The following is a 20021-nucleotide window of genomic DNA, read 5'->3' on the forward strand; positions in this document are numbered from 1 at the left end:
CGCAACAGAACCGTGGCCCCAGAGTCGCAATCGTGCTTTGGCAAGGACCACATCATAACGGCGGTGCGGGGATTTCCCGCGAAAAGACAGGGCGTATCGCGTGCAGCGGTCCCTTTTGGGCATCAATCTGGCCCGGCTTAGCCGGATCCGCAAAACCCGCCGCGTGCAGAACACGGCGACGCTCGGGCTTGTTCTTCTGGGTCCGATCCTTGCGGGGCTGACGATCTTTGTCCTTGGCGGGCCGTTGAACCAGGGCGGCGATGCCGGTGTTCTGCGCAACGTGCTTCTGGCCGACCTTGTCTATGTGCTGGTGGTGGCGACATTGGTCCTGCAGCGGGTCGCCCGGATGGTCGCGGCGCGTCGGGCGAAATCTGCCGGGTCGCAGCTGCACCTGCGGCTGACCGGGGCATTCGCGCTCTTGGCGCTGATCCCGACGGTGACGGTGGCGGTCTTCGCGGTTCTGTCGATCAATTCGGGGCTGGAGGGGTGGTTTTCCGACCGTGTGCGCACGGTTCTTGGCACCTCCTTGTCCGCCGCGCAGGCCTATGAGGAAGAACACCGGCAGGAACTGACCCGCGATGGCCGGTCGCTCGCGAACTTTCTGAACTCCGAGCGGGAGCGGGATTTCTTCATGTCGGATGGGGACATCCGGCAGGCGCTTGGCCGGATTCAGGGCCAGATCGAACGCGGGCTGACCGAAGCCTTCGTGATCGACGGGGCGGGGGATCTGCGGGCGCGCGGGGCGCGGTCCTATGAATTCGGGTACGAACGGGTCACCGAAGACCAGATCGCCACCGCGCAGGCCGAGGGCATCCTGATCATCGAGGACTGGGAAAACAACGAATTCCGCGCCCTGATCCCGCTGGCCCGGTTCACCGACCGCTACCTTTATGTCAGCCGGGCGGTGGATGGGGATATCCTGTCGCTGTTGGACGAAACCCGCGAAACGGTCGGCCTGTACGAACAGTTGGAAAGCGACCGGGGCCGGTTGTTGTTCGAATTCGGGCTTCTGTATCTTGGCTTTGCGGTGATCCTGATCCTTGCCGCAATCTGGCTCGGACTGTGGTTCGCCGAACGTCTGTCCCGGCCCGTCGGGCGGCTTGTCACCGCGTCGCAGCAGGTGGGCGCGGGCGATCTGGACGTGCGGGTGATGGAGGATGAAGGCGAAGACGAAATTTCCCAGCTGGGCCGCCATTTCAACCAGATGACCGGCCAGTTGAAGGAACAGCGCGAACGGCTCTTGGACAACACCCGGCAGATCGAACGGCGGCGGCGCCTGTTCGATTCCGTGTTGTCGTCGATCACCTCGGGCGTTGTCGGGCTGGACGATGAGGGGCGGGTTACCTTTGCCAACCGATCTGCCGGGCGGCTGCTGGACATGGGCGAAGACCATCAGACCAGCGCCCTGTCGGTCGCGGTGCCGGAATTTGGCCCGCTTTTCGACAGCCTGCGGGCCGAGGCGCGGGAAGTGATCCAGGGGCAGGTGAACCTTGTCCGCGGCGGCAAGCAGGAGGCGCTTCTGGTGCGCATGGCGACCCGGCGCAACGACGATGGCCGGCTGGAGGGTTATGTGGTCGCCTTTGATGACGTGACCGATCTTGTCAGTGCGCAACGGATGGCGGCCTGGGGCGACGTCGCCCGCCGGATCGCGCATGAGATCAAGAACCCCCTGACCCCGATCCAGCTGTCCGCCGAACGGATCAAACGCAAGTTTGCGCCGAAGGTCGGCGAGGACTCTGATGTTCTGGAAGGTATGACGGATGTAATTGTTCGCCAAACCAATGACTTGCGGCGCATTGTTGATGAATTTTCGCGCTTTGCCCGGATGCCGGAACCGGACCGGATCACCAATGATCTGACCGTGATCCTGCGCGATGCAATCACCTTGCAAGAGGCGGGCCAGCCGGATGTCCGGTTCCTGTCGGACCTGCCCGATGCGCCGATCATGGCGGAACTGGATGCGACGATGATCAGTCAGGCCCTGACGAACTTGATCAAGAACGCGGGCGAAGCAATTGAATGCCTTCAGGAAAATGGTGTGCCGGACGGGTTTGTCCCGGAAATCCGCGTGACCCTTGCGGGCGATGGCGCCTCGGCGCGGATCACGATTTCGGACAATGGGATCGGGTTGCCAGAGGATAGGGCCCGACTGTTTGAACCCTATGTGACCACCCGCGACAAGGGCACGGGCCTTGGCCTGCCCATCGTCAAGAAGATCATCGAGGAACATGGCGGCTCGCTGACCCTGCAAGACGCCGCCGCATTTGCCGAGGGGGCCAATGTTGGCGCCATGGCTGTCATTGAACTGCCGATCCTGCCCGCGATGGCAGCGGCGGGCGAGTAAAGGTAAGAGGACGCGAAACCCATGAGCGACATCCTGATCACCGACGACGAAAAGGACATCCGGGAACTGATTTCGGACATCCTGATCGACGAAGGCTACTCAACCCGGCTTGCAGGCACATCCGACGCCTGTATGGCCGAGATTGCCAGCGAAAAGCCCGCGTTGATGATCCTTGATATCTGGCTCAAGGACAGCGCGATGGACGGGATCGACATCCTCAAGACCGTCAAACGCGACCATCCGGAGATCCCCATCGTGATCATTTCCGGCCATGGCAATATCGAAATCGCCGTCGCCGCGATCAAGCAGGGCGCCTATGATTTCATCGAAAAACCGTTTAATATCGACCAGTTGCTGGTCGTTATTAAGCGGGCGATGGAAACCAGCAGGTTGCGGCGTGAAAACCTTGCGTTGAAGCGGGGCGATGGGCCGGGGGCCGATATGCTGGGCGAAAGCGCCGCGTTTCGCGCGCTCAAGGCACAACTGGATAAAGTCACGAAATCCAATGGCCGGGTGATGCTGACCGGGGCCGCCGGCGCCGGCAAGGAGATCGCCGCCCGCTACATCCATGCCAACTCCAACCGGGCCGACGCGCCGTTTGTCTCGGTCGCCTCTGCCGCCATAGAGCCCGACCGGATGGAGGAAGTTCTGTTCGGCCGCGAAAGCCTGGATAAAGGGGTCGAACCGGGGCTGCTGGAACAAGCAAATGGCGGGGTGATCTATTTCGACGAGGTGGCTGACATGCCGCCGGGCACCCAGTCCAAGATCCTGCGGGTGCTGGTGGATCAATCCTTTACCCGCGTCGGCGGCACCCAGAAGGTGCAGGTGGACCTGCGTGTTATTTCCAGCACGAACAAGGACTTGCAGGCCCTTATTGGCGCGGGAGAGTTTCGGCAGGAACTGTTTCACCGCCTGAATGTGGTCCCGATCGAAGTGCCCAGCCTAGAGGAACGGCGCGAGGATATCCCGCTGCTGGCGGCGCATTTCATCGAGGCCTTCAACCGGGCACAGGGTCTGCCGCTGCGTGAACTGGCCGAGGACGCCCGCGCCCTGTTGCAGACCATGCACTGGCCCGGCAACGTGCGTCAGTTGAAGAACGTGATTGAACGTGTTCTAATTCTTGGAGAATCCTCTGATCCGATCAGCGCCAAAGAGCTTCCCGTCCATGATGGACCACCCGCCGAGGAAGGCCGTGTCGTCCTGTCCGGCGCATTGGCGACCCTGCCGTTGCGCGAGGCGCGCGAGCTGTTCGAGCGGGAATACCTGCTGACCCAGATCAACCGCTTTGGCGGCAACATCAGCCGCACCGCCAGTTTCGTCGGGATGGAACGCTCGGCCCTGCATCGCAAGCTGAAAAGCCTTGGGGTGGTGACCGCCAACAAGGCGGGCGCCCGCGTTGCCTATGTCGAGGACGAGTGAGCCGTTGACCGGGGCGGGCGGCTCTGGCACGACGGTTGGAACGAACCCCGGAGGGTGTGAATGAAGGTCATCATCTGTGGCGCAGGGCAGGTCGGCTGGCAAATCGCCCGCCACCTTTCAGGCGAACGCAACGACGTGACGGTCGTGGACATGAACGCCGAACTTGTGCGGCGGGCGACCGAAACGCTGGATGTGGGTGGGGTGACCGGCCATGCCTCCTATCCGGACGTGTTGGAACGGGCAGGGGCCCGGGACGCGGATATGATCATCGCCGCGACCCATCTGGACGAGGTGAACATGGTCACCTGTCAGGTTGCCCATTCGGTCTTTGCGATCAGCCGCAAGATCGCCCGCCTCCGGTCCCAGTCCTATCTGGATGCCATCTATTCCGATTTGTATCGCCGCGATCACATGCCCATCGACGTGGTGATCAGCCCCGAGCGCGAGGTGGCCGAGGCCGCTCTGCAGCGGCTGGCCGCGCCCGCGACCTTTGACACGGAAAGCTTTCTGGACGGCAAGGCGCAGCTTCTGGGGATCACCATCGACGAGGCCTGCCCGGTGATCAACACACCGCTGCGGCAGCTGACCGATCTGTTTTCGACGCTTCAGGCGATTGTCGTCGGGATCCGCCGGTCGGGAACGCTTTTTGCGCCGGCGGCGGGAGACCAGATTTTTGCTGGCGACGAATGCTATGTCTTCTCGGCCACGACGGATGTGAACCGGACGCTTGAGATCTTCGGCAAGACCAATCGCAAGCAGGAACGGATCGTCATCCTTGGCGGCGGCAATGTGGGCCTTGCGGTGGCAAAGGCGCTAGAGGCGCGCGCGGATCGCGTTCGCGTCAAGATGATCGAGAAGAACCGCACGCAGGCAGAGGCGGCGGCGGACGCGCTGGAACGGACCATCGTCCTGCATGGAGACGGTCTGGACGAGGCGATTCAGGCCGAGGCGAACGTGGCCAATGCCGATGCGATCCTTGCCGTCACCGATGACGACAAGACCAATATGCTGGCGGCCGTCCGGGCCAAGGCGATGGGCTGCCCTATGGCAATTTGTCTGGCCAACGACCCGACGCTGGTGCCGCTGATGGGGCCGCTGAACATCGACGCCTATATCAACCCGCGCGCCACCACGGTCAGTTCGATCCTGCGGCACATCCGGCATGGCCGGGTCCGCAACGTCTATTCCATCGGCGATGCCGAGGCCGAGGTGATCGAGGCGCAGGTTCTGTCGACCTCGCCCATTGCCGGTGAACGCATCCGCGATATTCCCTTCCCCGAAGGGGTGCTGCTGGGCGCTGTGATGAAGGATGGCAAACTGGTAAAGCCGACCGGATCGACCCGGATCGACGAAGGCGATGTGATCGCCATCTTCGCCATGGCCGACGATGTCCCCGAGGTCGAGAGGCTGTTGCAGGTCTCGATCGACTTCTTCTGAGCGGCCGATGCTGTCCCGGATCACCGCGCTGCCGTTCTTTGTCCTGCTGATGGGGGCAGGGGCCGTGGCGATGCTGATGCCCGCGGTCCACGGGGCGGCCACGGGGCAATTCGTGTCGGGGCGGGTCTTTTTCTACGGCTTTGTCCTGTTCGGGATCCTGACCGTGTTGATCGCGCTGGCAACCGTGAACTATGCGCCGCGCAGCGCCGCGCGCAGTCACCTGACGACGTTGCTGGCGGCCTTCACGGTTCTGCCGATCATGCTGGCGGTGCCGTTCTGGGTATCGGTCGGGCGGATCAGTTTTCTGGATGCCTGGTTTGAAATGGTGTCCAGCTTTACCACCACCGGGGCAACGGTCTTTGACGCGCCCTGGCGGCTGGGAACGGCGCTGCACCTGTGGCGGGCGCAGGTCGGATGGATGGGCGGTTTCCTTGTCTGGGTCGCGGCGCTGGCGATCCTTGCGCCGCTGAACCTTGGCGGGTTCGAGGTCCGGTCGCAGCCCTTGCAGGGCGGCGGGTCGATGGTCCAGATCACGCGCATCGCGGACCCGTCCGAACGGTTGGCCCGTTTCAGCGCCCGTCTGGCCCCGATTTACATTGGCCTTACGCTGGTGCTGTGGCTGGGGCTGATGGTGACCGGCGAACGCGCGGTGGTGGCGCTGATCCATGCGATGGCGGTCCTGTCCACCTCGGGAATCTCGGCCACGGGCGGGCTGTTCTGGGCCGGATCGGGGTTCTGGGGCGAATTCCTGATCCTGATCTTCTTCGTCTTCGCCCTGTCGCGGCTGACCTTCAGCCGGGGGCTGGTGGGCGAGGACCGCAGCAACCTTTTGCGCGATCCGGAGTTTCGGATGGGGATGGGATTGCTGGTGGTGGTCACCGGGTTCCTGTTCCTGCGGCACTTCTTTGGTGCGATTGACGAACAGTCGGTCACCGGTATCCGCGCCGCCTTCGAGGCGCTGTGGGGCGGGCTGTTCACGGTGGCGTCCTTCCTGACCACGACCGGGTTTGAATCGCGTTATTGGATGGGGGCGGCCGATTGGTCGGGCCTGTCGACGCCGGGGCTTGTCCTGATCGGGCTTGCGCTAACCGGTGGCGGGATCGCGACCACGGCGGGCGGGGTGAAACTGTTGCGGGTCTATGCCCTGTTCCGGCATTCCCAGCGCGAGCTGGAGCGGCTTGTGCATCCCCATTCCGTCGGCGGGGCCGGGCAAGAGGCGCGGCGCATCCGGCGGCAGGGGGCCTATGTGGCCTGGATCTTCTTCATGCTGTTCGCCCTGTCCATCGTCGGGGTCATGGTGGCCCTGTCCCTGACCGGGGTGCAGTTCGAAAACTCCATGGTTTTGGCGGTGGCGGCCCTGTCCACGACCGGCCCCCTGGCGGAAATCGCGGCGGAAGACCCGATCTCGATCGCGGGCATCCCCGACCTTGCCAAGGCGATCCTGGCCTTTGCCATGGTTCTGGGGCGGCTCGAGGCGCTGGCGATCATCGCGCTTCTGAACCCGGATTTCTGGCGCAACTAGGCGGCAAAGCTGGCAGTTGCGGTAGTTCTTTGTTTTTTGGGCTGGAAACTCGCTTCACGCTTCTTCATACTTACTTGGCAAGGGACACCAAGGCCGGTCCGCGGCCGCAAGAACAAAAAGGGTTGGGCCAATGGCGGCTGACAAGCAGAACCTGCAGGATGCTTTCCTCAATCATGTGCGCAAGACCAAGGTTCCGGTCACGATCTTCCTCGTTAACGGGGTGAAACTTCAGGGTGTGATCACCTGGTTCGACAGCTTCTGTGTGCTGCTGCGCCGGGATGGCCAGTCGCAGCTTGTTTACAAAAGCGCGATTTCCACCATCATGCCTGCGCAGCCGATCAACCTTTACGACGGTGAAGAATAGCCATCATGGGCGATGACGGGTCCGATCGCCGGACCGGCAGTGACACCAAGCCGCCCGTGACGCGGGCCTTTGTGCTGCATCCAGACATCAAGTCGAACCGCGACCGCCGGGCGGCTGGCCCGGCGTTGGCCGAAGGCGTGGCGCTGGCCGCCGCGCTGCCCGATCTGGTCGTGGCCGGGGCCGAGGTTGTGCCGCTGCCAAAGGTGCAGCCGGGTTGGCTGTTCGGGTCGGGCAAGATTGCCGAACTGAAGGAACGGATCGCCGAGGCAGAGGCCGAGCTGGTGCTGGTCGACGGTCCGGTGACCCCGGTGCAGCAGCGCAACCTTGAAAAGGAATGGGGGGTCAAACTCCTCGACCGGACGGGGCTGATCCTTGAAATTTTCTCGGACCGGGCCCGCACCCGTGAAGGGGTGTTGCAGGTGGAAATGGCCGCGCTGGCCTATCAGCGGACGCGCCTTGTCCGGGCCTGGACCCACCTTGAACGGCAGCGGGGCGGCCTTGGCTTTGTCGGCGGCCCCGGCGAAACCCAGATCGAGGCGGACCGCCGCGCCATTGATGAACAGCTGGTGCGCCTGCGCCGCCAGTTGGACAAGGTGGTGAAAACCCGCGACCTGCACCGCAAGGCCCGCGCCAAGGTGCCGTTCCCGATTGTCGCGCTGGTGGGTTATACCAACGCGGGCAAATCCACCCTGTTCAACCGGCTGACCGGGGCAGAGGTGTTTGCCAAGGACATGCTGTTCGCCACGCTGGACCCGACCATGCGCCGGGTGGTGCTGCCCGCCGGGGACGAGGTGATCCTGTCCGATACGGTGGGTTTCATCAGCGACCTGCCGACCGAATTGGTCGCCGCCTTCCGCGCCACGCTGGAAGAGGTGCTGGACGCCGATCTGGTGGTCCATGTGCGCGACATCAGCCATCCGCAATCCGCCGAACAGGCCGAGGACGTGGAAACCATCCTTGAACAGATCGGCCTGCCGGAGGACACGCCCCGGATCGAGGTCTGGAACAAGATCGACCTGCTCGAGGCTGGCGACCGCGAGGCGTCGGTGACACAGGCGGAGCGGTCGGAGGATCTGTTCGCCGTGTCCGCCGTCACCGGCGAGGGGCTTGAGACGCTGCTGGCCGGGATATCGGCCCGGCTGCGCCCGGCCATGGTGACCGAGGTTCTGACCCTGCCGTATTCCGACGGCAAACGGCGGGCGTGGCTGTTCAAGGAAGGCGTCGTCGATGCCGAGGATCAGGGAGAGGCCGGAAGCCGCCTGACCGTCACCTGGACCGAGGTGCAGAAGGCCCGGTTCGACAGGTTGTGACGGGAAGGGTGGGTCAAGACCCACCTTACGACATCCCCAATGGGCCGTAAGGTGGGTTTCAACCCACCTTTACTGTGAGGACTCGGGCGTCAGGATCGTCACCCCGACTGCTGCTGCTCGCGCAAGCGCGGGGTCAAGTGACATCGGGATGTATTCACCGCGCCGCCACAGTTCACCCAGATCGTCGTAATGGCTGGACAGCGGGTGCCCGGACTGGCCGGTCGAAATGATGAAGACCGAGCTGTCGGGATCGGCGAAATCGTAGACGCCCCGGTAGCCACCGGCGTGAACATTGTAGAACGGGTTGTCCCCGCTTCCCGCCGTCAGCCCGCGCATCAGTGTGTTGTCGCCGCCCGATGTGGATTGCCGGATGTTCACGAACCAGTTCAGGAACGGCGCCTCTCCCAGAACCGGGTGATCGTGGGTCGCCTGATGGGCATCGCCCCAGCGCAGGGATTCAAGTGATCCGGGATGGTTTTCCCCGATCCAGACCAGCGCGTCGTCCAATGCCAGCCGGGCAATATCGGTGCAGGTTTCAATCGGGGCGGACTGGATCACATCGCACCAGACTGACGCGCCGGCAACGTCGCGGTAGACCCGTTCGATGAACAGCGGCTGGACGTGCACATATTCATCCGCCAGCGGGCCAAGTTCGTCCCGGATCAACCGGTCCTGCAGGGCTCGCACCCAGGCCGCGTAGATCAACGGCTCTGGCATGTGTTCGTTCATCTCGCCGTTCCATTCTGACAAGAGGGTCAGCGCCTCTTCCCGGCGCCGTTCCGGGGTGCCTTCGGGCGCGGCCCCGCCGGTGAACCACAGGTCGGCGCCGATCAGCGGCAGAAGCGACCGGGCAGTAAAGCTGACGGTGTCCAACTGTGCCTCGATAAAGCTTTCGCGGGTGTGCACCTCGCGCGATTGCATCAGGCGGCGCCAGCGGTTGATGCGCTGGGTGTCGCCATAGGTAAAGGACACATGTTCCGGGAAAGGCCGGTCGACCGTCTTGTTGTTGGTGTTGCCGACGATGCCGCCGTCGGGATCGACGAATTCCGGGTTGGCGGAATAGGGCAGGGTGCCGCGCCAGCGGTTGGCCGGTTCATAGCCGTAAGATGGCAGCCGCCCCCGCGTGGCATGGGCCGGATCGCGGGCAGGCATTTGGCCGATCATCTTCATGGCGATCCGGTTCCGGTCGGCCAGCGTCAGGTTCTGGGCCGGGGCGACATAGGCCTCTGCCGCGTCGATGGCCTGTTCGATGTTGCGCGCCCGCATGATCCCCATGGCCGCAGTGACCGAGGTGTCGGCGTCCGACAGGGCGGTCCAGCCAAGCGCGGTGACATGTCCGGGTGGGCGGATCGTGCCAAGGTCGAACTGGTCGGGGGGCAGCACCGGCCCGTTGTCCGTCCACTGCAGGCGGATGGTGCGCGCCGGGGCATCCTTGATCTGGATGATACTGTCGCGGGCGCGGAACGGCACCCAGCCGTCAAGGCCGCGGTATTCGTCGGGGTTCTGGGGGTTCACCTCTTCGATAAAGATGTCCTGATCGTCCAGATAAGCAGTGGTCAGACCCCAGCCCAGATCGGCGGATCGGCCGGTCATCACCACCGGGACGCCGGGGATGGTGCCGCCGATCACCCCGCCCGAGGACAGTTCCAGCCGGGCAAGATACCAGATCGACGGGGCGGTCAGCCCAAGGTGCGGATCATTGGCCATCAGGGTCGAGCCATTGGCCGACCGGCTGATCCCCGCGGCCCATGCGTTGGATGCGCCGGCGAACCCCAGCGGCTTGACCGGCATCAGCGGATCATAAGGCTGGCGGCTGTTGGCGGCATAGGTCGGCAGGTTGTCGATCACCGAGGCATATTCGGGCAGGGCGGCAATGCCGATGCCCGGTGCGTCGGGCAGGATGTCGGCCACCCGCGCGGAGGGGATCAGGAGCGAGGTCCGGGCGCGCAGCACCTCGTCCTCCATATGGCCGGACAGTTGCACTGCCATGAGTTTCACGATGGCAATGGAATCGGCAGGCTGCCACGGGGCGACGGGATGGTTGAACAGCCACATCTCGGGCGCGCCACGTCCCCGTGCGCCCTCGTTCACCTCGGCCAGCCAGGCGTTGACGCCCGCCGAATAGGCGGTCAGCGCGTCAAGGGTTTCCGGGGACTGATCTTCGACCGAGGCGACCGAGAGATTATAGATATCCAGCCGTCGCATCAGCGTGTCGATCCGGAAGGTGCGCTCCCCGAACAGTTCCGACAGGCGGCCCTGCGCGGTGCGGCGCAGCATGGTCATCTGCCACATCCGGTCCTGCGCATGAACATAGCCAAGGGCAAAGAACACGTCCGCGTCCCGCTGTCCGAAGATATGCGGCACGTTGGAATGGTCGCGCACGATCTCGACCGGGGCGGTGATACCGGCCACGTCTTCCGTGCCGCTGTAATCGGGCAGGGACCGCGCCGCGAAATACCAAGACAGCAGGAAGCCAAGCACGACCAGCCCGATCATGCCGGACGCCAGACGCATTAGCCAACGAAAGATCTGCACCATGAAAATCACCTGACGGGATACGAACGGTTGACGGCGCGGGTGCGCCCGTTAGGTATCGGATAACCGTTTTGAACAGGCAGCGCGAGGGGGCAAGCGGATGGCGAAGGTCGCATTCTTGGGTTTGGGGGTCATGGGCTACCCGATGGCGGGGCATCTGGCGACGGCGGGTCACGAGGTGACCGTCTATAACCGCACGGACGCCAAGGCAGAGGCTTGGGTGGCCCAGCATGGCGGCGCGATGGCCGACACGCCCGCGGCAGCAGTGCAGGGGGCAGAGTTCGTGATGTCCTGTGTCGGCAACGACGATGACCTGCGCGGCGTCTGTATCGGGCCGGATGGGGCCTTTGCGGGCATGGCCGATGGCGCGGTCTTTGTCGATCACACCACGGTGTCGGCCACGGTCACGCGCGAATTGCACGCCGCCGCCGCCGAGGCCGGGATCGCCTTTGTCGATGCGCCGATTTCCGGCGGGCAGGCAGGGGCCGAGAATGGCCAGCTTGTGGTGATGTGCGGCGGCGAACAATCCGCCTATGACCGGGCCGCGCCGATGATCGACGCCTATTCCAAACTGTGCAAACGGCTGGGCGACAGCGGCGCGGGGCAATTGTGCAAGATGGTCAACCAGATCTGCATCGCCGGTCTTGTACAGGGCCTGTCCGAGGGGCTCCATTTCGCAGAGAAGGCAGGCCTTGACGGGCGCGAGGTGATCAGCGTGATCGGCGGCGGGGCCGCGGGCAGCTGGCAGATGGTGAACCGGTTCGAGACGATGCTGGACGACCATTTCGAACACGGGTTCGCCGTGGACTGGATGCGCAAGGATCTGGGCATCTGTCTGGACACCGCCAATGAAACCGGCGCGAGCCTGCCGGTCACCGCGCTGGTCGATCAGTTCTACAAGGAAGTCCAGAAAATGGGTGGCGGGCGCTGGGATACCTCCAGCCTGTTCAAACGTCTGCGCAAACTGGACGGGTAGGGGGCTTGCGTATCCCCCAAACCCGATCTATACGGCGCGCACTTAATCCCGCAGGCGGGGGCGGGTGCTATGGGGAGACATCCCATATCATCCACCGGTTGGGCCAGATGGCCTGATCCTCCGCCGAGGCAAAACCGGAAAGGAAATAGGACATGGGCCTCCCTGAGTTCACCATGCGTCAGCTGCTTGAAGCCGGCGTTCACTTTGGCCACCAGACCCAGCGCTGGAACCCCAAGATGGGTCAGTACATCTACGGGTCGCGCAACGGCATCCACATCATGGACCTGACGCAGACCGTCCCGATGCTGGACGCTGCTCTGAACGTCATCCGTGACACCGTCGCCCGTGGCGGCCGCATCCTGTTCGTCGGAACCAAGCGTCAGGCAGCCAAGCCGATCGCCGATGCCGCCGAGCGCTGTGCACAATTCTACATGAACCACCGCTGGCTGGGCGGCACGCTGACCAACTGGCAGACCGTGTCCCAGTCGATCAACCGGCTGAAGGCCATCGACGAAGCCGCCGAGCGTGGCTTTGAAGGCCTGACCAAGAAAGAGCGTCTGGGCATGGAACGCGAGCAGGCCAAACTTCAGGCCAGCCTTGGCGGCATCCGCGAAATGGGCGGCCGTCCGGACCTTCTGTTCGTCATCGACGTGAACAAGGAAGACCTCGCCATCCTCGAAGCCAAGAAGCTGGGCATCCCGGTTGTGGCCGTTGTCGATACCAACTGCTCGCCCGCCGGCGTCGACTATGTCATCCCCGGCAACGACGACGCGGCCCGTGCGATCGCGCTGTACTGCGATCTGGTTTCGCGCGCAGCGCTTGACGGCATGTCGGCCCAGCTGGGCGCTGCCGGCGTCGACATGGGCGCCATGGAAGAGCTGGCCGAGGAAGCCCTCGCCGAGGAAGCCGCCGCCGCCCAATAAGGCGCGCTGTTTCGCACATTTTTTGCCGGGCGGCGGTTCACGCTGCCCGGACCCCCGTTTTTCCAAGGAGAATGAACATGGCTATCACTGCTGCGATGGTGAAAGAGCTGCGCGAGTCGACTGGCGCGGGCATGATGGACGCCAAGAAGGCGCTGACCGAGACCGATGGCGACATGGAAGCCGCCGTTGACTGGCTGCGCACCAAGGGCCTTGCCAAGGCCGCCAAGAAATCGGGCCGTACCGCCGCCGAGGGCCTTGTCGCCGTCGCCGTTGCCGGTGGCAAAGGTGTTGCCGTCGAGGTGAACTCGGAAACCGACTTCGTCGCCAAGAACGCCGAATTCCAGGGCATGGTTGCTGGCATCGCCCAGACCGCCCTTGGCGTCGCCGACGTGGACGCGCTGAACGAGGCCGACATGGGTGGCAAGCCGGTCAAGACCGTACTGACCGACGCGATCGCCAAGATCGGCGAGAACATGACCCTGCGCCGGATGGCCGCGCTGGAAGGTGAAACCGTTGTGTCCTATGTGCACAACGCTGCCGCCGACGGCATGGGCAAGATCGGTGTTCTGGTTGCAATGAATGGCGGCGACGAAGCCTTTGGCCGTCAGGTTGCCATGCATATCGCCGCGACCAGCCCGGCCGCGCTGAACGAAGCCTCGCTTGACCCGGCCGTGGTCGAGAAAGAGCGTCAGGTTCAGATCGACATCGCCCGCGAATCCGGCAAGCCGGACGCCGTGATCGAGAAGATGATCGAAGGCCGCATGAAGAAGTTCATGGCTGACGTGACCCTTGTTGGTCAGGCCTTTGTCATCAACCCCGACCTGACCGTCGCCGCCGCCGCCAAGGAAGCGGGTGCCGAGATCACCGGTTTCATCCGTCTGGCCGTGGGCGAGGGGATCGAGAAAGAAGCTGACAACTTCGCTGAAGAAGTGAAGGCAATGGCCAAGGGCTGATCGCCCCCGGTCAATCGTCATCGAAACAAGAAAGGCCCGCGGCGAACACCCGCGGGCCTTTTGGTCTCGTGGACCATGTCCCAACCGCCGGACGGGAGGTCACGCGGGATGGGGACAGCATGGCGCGCCATGGATGGGATGATCGACGCGCCATGCCGGGTGCTGCGACCCCTCCGGGCAAACCCGGTTGGACCGCAGCCTCCGGTTTCCCGGAAAGGCAGATTGCAGAGTGTCCCGAAATCGCGGGGATACAATCCGCATGTTCCAATGGCCTTAGGCCACCACTCACGGAACAGGGACAGATTGGCAAATGACGTAGCGTCGCAAAAGTCAGGAAAACCCAACCTTGAGGTGTCGCAGGGATTTTTCCCCTTGATTTCGGGCCATCAGGCCGGCGGATCCAGCACGAACATCTGGTTGTAGAACGCAGCCTTGAGCACCGCTTGCGCCGTGGTTTCGACGTCCAGCGCCTCGCGGGCAAGGCGCAGATGCTTTTCGATCGTGGCCGAGGTCAGCCCCAGAAGCAGCGCGATATCCTGCGTGGTCTTGCCGTCACCGACCCATTCCAGCACCTCGCGCTGGCGTTTCGTCAGGTGGCGGGCGCCGCTGTAGGGCAGGGTGAGGATCTTGAGGTGCACGAGGTTGTTCATCACCACGATCTCGTCGCCGTGCCGCGCCCAGACCTGTTCCACCGCGTCCTGGCTCATGCCTTCGCGGCCGGTCAGCGCGACAGCACCCTTGGACCGGTGCGAGACCGAGCGGAAACTGATCGTGTAGCCTGCGGTCACGCCGACCTTGCGGTTGAAGTCCAGAACCTTGCGCTCGGACGGGGTCAGGTTGTCTGTCCGCTCCATCTCGGCCATCCAGCGCCAGGAACAGGCGCCTTCGTTCTCCAGCGCCCAACGGATCATCGGAGCGTGGTAGACCAGCCCTTCGTCGATGAAGTGTTCCATGTAGGACGGTTTGTGGTTCGTCAGAACGACCCAGTCCTGCGGATCGCCCAGCGACTGCGTGGTGCGGTAGCGGGTAAAGCCGTAGATGATCCTGTCAAATCCGTAGGCATCCATGCGCTGGGTATGCAGCGCCCAAAGCTCCTCGATCGATTGTGCGTTCGAAAGCTGCTCCAGATGCGCGATGACACTCGTCACGGGTCTGCCTTTCCACGTTTTTCCCCAATGGTAGAGTGGCTACCACAACTCTTGACCGGTTGAACAAGAAAAACGTGAAAATGCCGGTTTCATTCGTGTTTGGCAGATCGGTTAGTTACATAATACTGATTATGCGATAATCGGACCGGACTCCGAAAGGGGCCCGGTCCGTCGAATTTCGGCCCCCTGTCAGTCCTTGATGACCAGTTTCGCAGGCGTATCGGCCAGCCGCTCGAACCCGGTTTCGGTGATCAGGATCGGTTCGGTGGTTTCGATCCCCCCGTCGTCCAGCCAAAGCGCCGGCATGAAATGGAACGTCATACCCGGTTTCAACACGGTCTTGTCGCCCGCGCGGAACGACATCGTCCGTTCGCCCCAGTCCGGCGGATAGCTGAGCCCGATGGCATAGCCACAGCGGTTGTCCTTCAGGAACCCGTGCTTGGCCAGCGCCGCGTTGAAGGCGTTGGCGATGTCCTCGCAAAGGTTTCCGGGCTTGGCGACCTCGAACACGGCCGCGGTGCCATCGGCCACGGCCTTTTCCGCGTCCAGGTATTTCTGCGGCGGTTTGCCAAGGAACAAGGTGCGCGATTGCGGGCAATGATAGCGCCTGTAAACCCCTGTAATTTCGAAGAAAGTCGCCTCACCGGCCTTCATGGGCTGATCGTCCCATGTCAGGTGCGGCGCGGTGGCGTCCAGACCCGATGGCGCCATGGGCACGATGGCTGGATAGTCGCCCCAGATCCCGTCGACGCCCTTGATCGCTGTGCTGTAAATCTCGGCCACCAGGTCGTTCTTCTTCAGTCCCGGTTCGGCCTTTTCGCGGATGGTGGCATGCATCGCCTCGACGATCCGGGCGGCCTTGCGCATATAGTCAATCTCGGTGGCCGATTTCACCGCCCGCTGCCAGTTCACCATGCCGGTGATATCGGCAATGTCCTTGTTCGCACCGCACTTGAGAAGTGAGGTGTAACAGCTTGCGCTGAAATAGTAATTGTCCATTTCAACGCCAAGCGTCTTGCCGTCCCAACCCATCTCGCGGATCAGGTTGGACAGGTCTTCCATCGGGTGTTTCGACGGGTTCTGGACGTAGCTGTCCTCGTAGCCCCGAATGTGGTCATCGGACATGAAGACGGTGCGTCGCGCGCCGTTGCCGTCGATCCCCCGACCCCACCAGATCGGGTCGCCGTCCGGCCCCAGCAGCACGCCCTGATGGACGTAGAAGGACCAACCGTCATAGCCCGTCAGCCAGGCCATGTTGGACGGGTCGGTGACAAGGATCAGGTCGACCCCGGCCTTGTCCATCGCCGCGCGCGTCTTTGCGATCCGTTCCTGATATTCGGCATTGGTGAATGCCGGGTTTGCATTGGCCATCGGGCCCTCCCTTCAAGTCTTTAGGTCATCCTGCCCCAACACAACCCCACTGCGCGTCAGAAAGCGTCATGACCGGGTCTAATTCGCCGTCGGCAGGATCACCGAAAACCGGCTGCCCTTTCCGGGGGTGCTTTCCACCTGCAACCGGCCCCGGTGCCGTCCGATGATATGCTTTACGATGGCAAGGCCAAGCCCGGTTCCGCCAACCTCGCGCGAGCGGTGCTTGTCGATCCTGTAGAACCGCTCGGTCAGGCGCGGAATGTGATGGGCCGCGAACCCTTCGCCAAAGTCCTGCACGGACAGGACAACGCCGGGCAACCGCAACAGCGGCTGTGGCCCCGGGTCGGACAGAGAGATGACCACCCTGCCCCCGCTGACCCCGTATTTGATCGCGTTTTCCACAAGGTTCTGGATGACCTGCCGCAGCTGGTCCGCGTCGCCCGGCACCGTGACCGGATGGTCGGGCAACTGCCGCTGGATGCTGACGCCCGCCGTGGCCGCAACCGGGCCAAGGACGCTGACCGCGTTGTCGATCAGCGCCACAAGGTCCACGGGGTCCGTTGGTCGCCGACGTTCATTTTCTTCGACCCGGCTGAGGGACAGAAGGTCGGACACAAGCTGCGACATGCGCGCGGCCTCGCCCTCCATGATCGACAGGAACCGGTCGCGCGCCGCGGCATCGTTTCGCGCAGCGCCACGCAGCGTTTCGATGAACCCAAGAAGCGCGGTCAGAGGCGTGCGCAATTCGTGGCTGACATTGGCGACGAAGTCGCGGCGCATCTGTCCCGCCTGTTCGATCTCGGTCTGGTCTTCGAACACCAACAAGACCGAGGACCCCACCGGGTTGACCGAAACCTTATAGACCGCGTCGCGATGAGGGTCCCGCCCCAGAAACCGGGTCAACTTTCCTGTCCCTTCCGCAACGACCGCCTCGATCGTTTCCAGCACGGCAGGCTGGCGGAGAATTGTGATGTGATGCCGACCCGCCAATTCCGTCCCCAGCAGGGTCTCGGCGAGCCGGTTTGCGGCCGTAACCCGCTCGTCGGGGCCAATGACCAGCGCGGGAAACGGTAACGCTAACAGAAATGTGTCCACATTCAGGTCAGACATGCTGTCATGATTCTCCGGATTGGCATTGAGGCCGGCACGCATTTCGCCCTATAATTGCAAATGTCGTCGCGTGACTCTGGTAGGGTTGTTGTGCGCTGGCGGTGGTTTCTACGGTCCTTGGTCGAATCAGGATTGGCGTGGTGGCGGTCCAGCACATCGGAATTGATATTGAAGAGCCTTCTTTTCCATCCATGCTAGTCGTGGGCAATATTCACGCATGGGGCGGTTCCGACCAGCCCCTTCCGAAAATCAAGGGCATTGATTTCGTCGATTTTCGCGAGCTTGCGACCTACCTCAGCACGTCTCATCCCCCGGATATCATACTTTCCGCGCTTGTCGGGCACGGTTTCGATTCGGTCGATCTGGCCTGCGTGCTTCAGAATGCGGGTTTTACGGGCCGGTATCGTGGTGTTGCATCCTCCCTGCCCCGGCCCGAGGTGATCCGCGCCGAAGTGCGCAGTCGCGCCCCGGACGTGGATTTCGACGTGCTGGAGCTTGAGATCCTGGCGCAGGTGTCGGGCAGCCGGATCTAGTCGATCCGGCGCAGCCCGTCGCGGAACCGGCGCATGTTGGCCTGATAATTCAGCGCGGACCGGCGCAGCCCTTCGATGGCCTTTTCATCCAGCGCGCGGATCACCTTGCCCGGCGCGCCAACAACCAGCGATCCGTCGGGGATCTCCTTGCCTTCCGTCACAAGGGCCCCTGCCCCGATCAGGCAGTTCTTGCCGATCCTGGCACCGTTCAGCACTGTGGCCCCCATGCCGATCAGGCTGTTGTCGCCGATGGTGCAGCCGTGCAGCATCGCCTTGTGCCCGATGGTGCAGCCTGCGCCGATGGTCAGCGGAAAGCCGGGGTCGGTGTGCATGATGCAGTTTTCCTGCACGTTGGACCCGGCCCCGATGGTGATCGTTTCATTGTCCCCGCGCAGGGTGCAGCCGAACCAGACAGAACTGGCGCTCTCCAGCACCACCTTGCCGATCACATGGGCGTCGGGGGCAATCCAATAGTCCCCGTCGGCGGGAAGGGTCGGGGCAAATCCGTTCAGGCTGTACAGGCTCATTTGGTATCCTCGAATTCCGACTGAAGACGGCGCACATGGTCGGTCAGGCCCGGCTGCTGGCTGCGCCGCAGGCGGGTGGCCGATACGATGGTCTTGAGCTGGGCGTCGGTGGTGTCCAGATCGTCGTTCACCAGCACGAAATCATAGCCATCCCAATGGCTGATCTCGTCCCAGCTTTTCTGCATCCGCTTGGCGATCACCTCGTCGCTGTCCTGCCCCCGGCTGACAAGACGGCGGTGCAGTTCGGCGATGGAGGGCGGCAGGATGAAGATCGACAGGGTGTGGCGGCCAAGGTCCGAATTGCGGATCTGTTGCGCCCCCTGCCAGTCGATGTCGAACAGCACGTCGCGGCCCGCGTCGATGGCGGCCTTCACCGGCCCCTTGGGCGAGCCGTAGAAGTTGCCGAAGACATGGGCGTGTTCCAGCATCTCGCCCTCTGCGACCTGCCGCTTGAAGTCGTCTTCGGTCAGGAAGTGATAATCCTGCCCGTTCACCTCGCCGTCGCGCGGGGCGCGGGTGGTGGCAGAGACGGAAAACGAAATCTCGGGGTCCCATTCGCGCAGGCGGCGGGACAGGGTGGATTTGCCTGCGCCCGAAGGCGAGGACAGGATGATCAGAAGGCCGCGGCGGGTCTGGGACATGTGTTTGGTCTATTCCACGTTTTGGATCTGTTCGCGCATCTGGTCGATCGTGGCCTTGAGGTCCAGCCCGATCGCCGTGAGGCCGGGCGCGCCGGACTTCGAACACAGCGTATTGGCCTCGCGGTTGAATTCCTGCGCAAGGAAATCAAGCTTGCGGCCCGCCGGGGCGGGATCGGCCAGAAGGGCGCGGGCGGCTGCGATATGGGCGCGCAGCCGGTCGATTTCTTCGGTCACGTCCGATTTGACCGCGATCAGGGCCAGTTCCTGCGCGACCCGGTCCGGATCGGCCTCGGCCGCCTCAACCATGACCCGGCGCAGGGCGGCGGCCATATTGGCGCGCACCTCGTCCCGGCGGCTTTCGGCGGCAGTGGCGGCGTCTTCGACCAGTGCGGCGATCCGCTGCAACTGCCCCTCGATCACCTGTTTCAGGGCGGCGCCTTCGCTGGCGCGCATGGCGGCGAAATCATCCAGAAGCGGCGCAAGGTCTGCCAGAAGCGCGGGTTTCAGCGCCTCTGCCTCTGCCTCGTCGCTGCGCTGGGATAGGACGCCGCGCAGGTTCAGCACATCGGCGGCGGTGGGCTGGGCAAGGGTGACGCCGATGGCCATGGCCCGGTCCTGCACCGCGTCCAGCGCCTGCAGCATGCGATCCAGCTGCGCCTCGTCCAGAGTGGCGGCCTGCTGGCCCTCTTCCCGGGTCAGGCGCAGCCCAAGGGTGATGTTGCCCCGGTTGAACCGGTCCTGAAGCGCCGCGCGGATTGCCGGTTCCAGTCCGTCGATCCCGTCAGGGAGGCGCAACCGCAGATCCAGCCCGCGCGCGTTCACTCCGCGCATCTCCCACGCCCAGCCGGTTGCCCCAAGGGCCCCGCGCCTGCTGGCGAATGCCGTCATTGATCGGATCACTGGTCCCG

At 63.6% G+C, this 20021-nt stretch carries 17 protein-coding genes; 10 read left to right on the plus strand and 7 right to left on the minus strand.

What is annotated here, in order from left to right:
* Positions 1–100 precede the first annotated feature (100 nt).
* The 6 genes from EU803_RS06625 to hflX all read left to right on the plus strand — a co-directional run bounded on the left by EU803_RS06625 (position 101) and on the right by hflX (position 8396).
* The gene (locus tag EU803_RS06625) at positions 101–2344 is read left to right on the plus strand and encodes a PAS domain-containing sensor histidine kinase (RefSeq protein ID WP_242494296.1); all 2244 of its coding nucleotides are present in this window, start codon (positions 101–103) and stop codon (positions 2342–2344) included.
* Positions 2345–2365: 21 nt separating this feature from the next.
* Positions 2366–3763, plus strand: a complete 1398-nt coding sequence (locus EU803_RS06630; RefSeq protein WP_129681022.1) for a sigma-54 dependent transcriptional regulator — start codon at positions 2366–2368, stop codon at positions 3761–3763.
* A gap of 60 nt (positions 3764–3823) precedes the next feature.
* Positions 3824–5200 (plus strand): Trk system potassium transporter TrkA, encoded by a 1377-nt coding sequence (trkA, locus tag EU803_RS06635; RefSeq protein WP_129681024.1) that lies wholly within the window; start codon positions 3824–3826, stop codon positions 5198–5200.
* A gap of 7 nt (positions 5201–5207) precedes the next feature.
* The gene (locus EU803_RS06640; protein ID WP_129681026.1) at positions 5208–6722 is read left to right on the plus strand and encodes a potassium transporter TrkG; all 1515 of its coding nucleotides are present in this window, start codon (positions 5208–5210) and stop codon (positions 6720–6722) included.
* Between the two features lie 130 nt (positions 6723–6852).
* Complete coding sequence (hfq, locus tag EU803_RS06645) at positions 6853–7086, plus strand: RNA chaperone Hfq (protein ID WP_129681028.1); 234 nt, start codon at positions 6853–6855, stop codon at positions 7084–7086.
* 5 nt (positions 7087–7091) lie between these two features.
* Positions 7092–8396, plus strand: coding sequence for a GTPase HflX (gene hflX, locus EU803_RS06650; RefSeq protein WP_129681030.1), 1305 nt, complete (start codon positions 7092–7094; stop codon positions 8394–8396).
* A 69-nt stretch (positions 8397–8465) separates the two neighbouring features.
* Here hflX and EU803_RS06655 read toward each other — a convergent pair whose 3' ends face one another.
* Positions 8466–10934 (minus strand): penicillin acylase family protein, encoded by a 2469-nt coding sequence (locus tag EU803_RS06655; protein ID WP_129681032.1) that lies wholly within the window; start codon positions 10932–10934, stop codon positions 8466–8468.
* Between the two features lie 97 nt (positions 10935–11031).
* On the opposite strand from EU803_RS06655, the gene EU803_RS06660 reads away from it, so the two are divergent.
* The 3 genes from EU803_RS06660 to tsf all read left to right on the plus strand — a co-directional run bounded on the left by EU803_RS06660 (position 11032) and on the right by tsf (position 13783).
* Positions 11032–11907 (plus strand): NAD(P)-dependent oxidoreductase, encoded by an 876-nt coding sequence (locus tag EU803_RS06660; protein WP_129681034.1) that lies wholly within the window; start codon positions 11032–11034, stop codon positions 11905–11907.
* Between the two features lie 152 nt (positions 11908–12059).
* The gene (gene rpsB / locus EU803_RS06665; protein WP_129681036.1) at positions 12060–12830 is read left to right on the plus strand and encodes a 30S ribosomal protein S2; all 771 of its coding nucleotides are present in this window, start codon (positions 12060–12062) and stop codon (positions 12828–12830) included.
* A 77-nt stretch (positions 12831–12907) separates the two neighbouring features.
* Positions 12908–13783, plus strand: coding sequence for a translation elongation factor Ts (gene tsf, locus EU803_RS06670; protein WP_129681038.1), 876 nt, complete (start codon positions 12908–12910; stop codon positions 13781–13783).
* Positions 13784–14169: 386 nt separating this feature from the next.
* Here the strand turns inward: tsf and EU803_RS06675 are convergent, their stop codons facing one another.
* The 3 genes from EU803_RS06675 to EU803_RS06685 form a co-directional block, all read right to left on the minus strand.
* Positions 14170–14931, minus strand: a complete 762-nt coding sequence (locus EU803_RS06675) for a LuxR family transcriptional regulator (protein ID WP_129681040.1) — start codon at positions 14929–14931, stop codon at positions 14170–14172.
* A gap of 189 nt (positions 14932–15120) precedes the next feature.
* Positions 15121–16302, minus strand: coding sequence for an ectoine hydrolase DoeA (gene doeA / locus EU803_RS06680; RefSeq protein WP_129681042.1), 1182 nt, complete (start codon positions 16300–16302; stop codon positions 15121–15123).
* Positions 16303–16380: 78 nt separating this feature from the next.
* On the minus strand, positions 16381–17412 hold the full coding sequence (locus EU803_RS06685; RefSeq protein WP_129681044.1) for an ATP-binding protein: 1032 nt from the start codon (positions 17410–17412) through the stop codon (positions 16381–16383).
* Positions 17413–17603: 191 nt separating this feature from the next.
* Between EU803_RS06685 and EU803_RS06690 the strand changes: the two genes are divergently transcribed.
* Complete coding sequence (locus tag EU803_RS06690; protein WP_129681045.1) at positions 17604–17945, plus strand: hypothetical protein; 342 nt, start codon at positions 17604–17606, stop codon at positions 17943–17945.
* Here EU803_RS06690 and EU803_RS06695 read toward each other — a convergent pair.
* From EU803_RS06695 to EU803_RS06705, 3 genes are read right to left on the minus strand one after another with little or no spacing between them, the layout of a single operon-like run.
* Positions 17942–18472: a gamma carbonic anhydrase family protein gene (locus EU803_RS06695; RefSeq protein ID WP_129681047.1), complete on the minus strand. Its 531-nt coding sequence runs from the start codon at positions 18470–18472 to the stop codon at positions 17942–17944. The genes EU803_RS06690 and EU803_RS06695 overlap by 4 nt on opposite strands.
* Positions 18469–19113: a guanylate kinase gene (gmk, locus tag EU803_RS06700; RefSeq protein WP_129681049.1), complete on the minus strand. Its 645-nt coding sequence runs from the start codon at positions 19111–19113 to the stop codon at positions 18469–18471. The genes EU803_RS06695 and gmk overlap by 4 nt, the downstream gene beginning before the upstream one ends.
* A gap of 9 nt (positions 19114–19122) precedes the next feature.
* The gene (locus tag EU803_RS06705) at positions 19123–20001 is read right to left on the minus strand and encodes a YicC/YloC family endoribonuclease (protein ID WP_242494297.1); all 879 of its coding nucleotides are present in this window, start codon (positions 19999–20001) and stop codon (positions 19123–19125) included.
* Positions 20002–20021 lie beyond the last annotated feature (20 nt).

Origin of the sequence: Loktanella sp. IMCC34160 (assembly GCF_004145845.1) — a bacterium.
Lineage (GTDB): Bacteria > Pseudomonadota > Alphaproteobacteria > Rhodobacterales > Rhodobacteraceae > SELP01.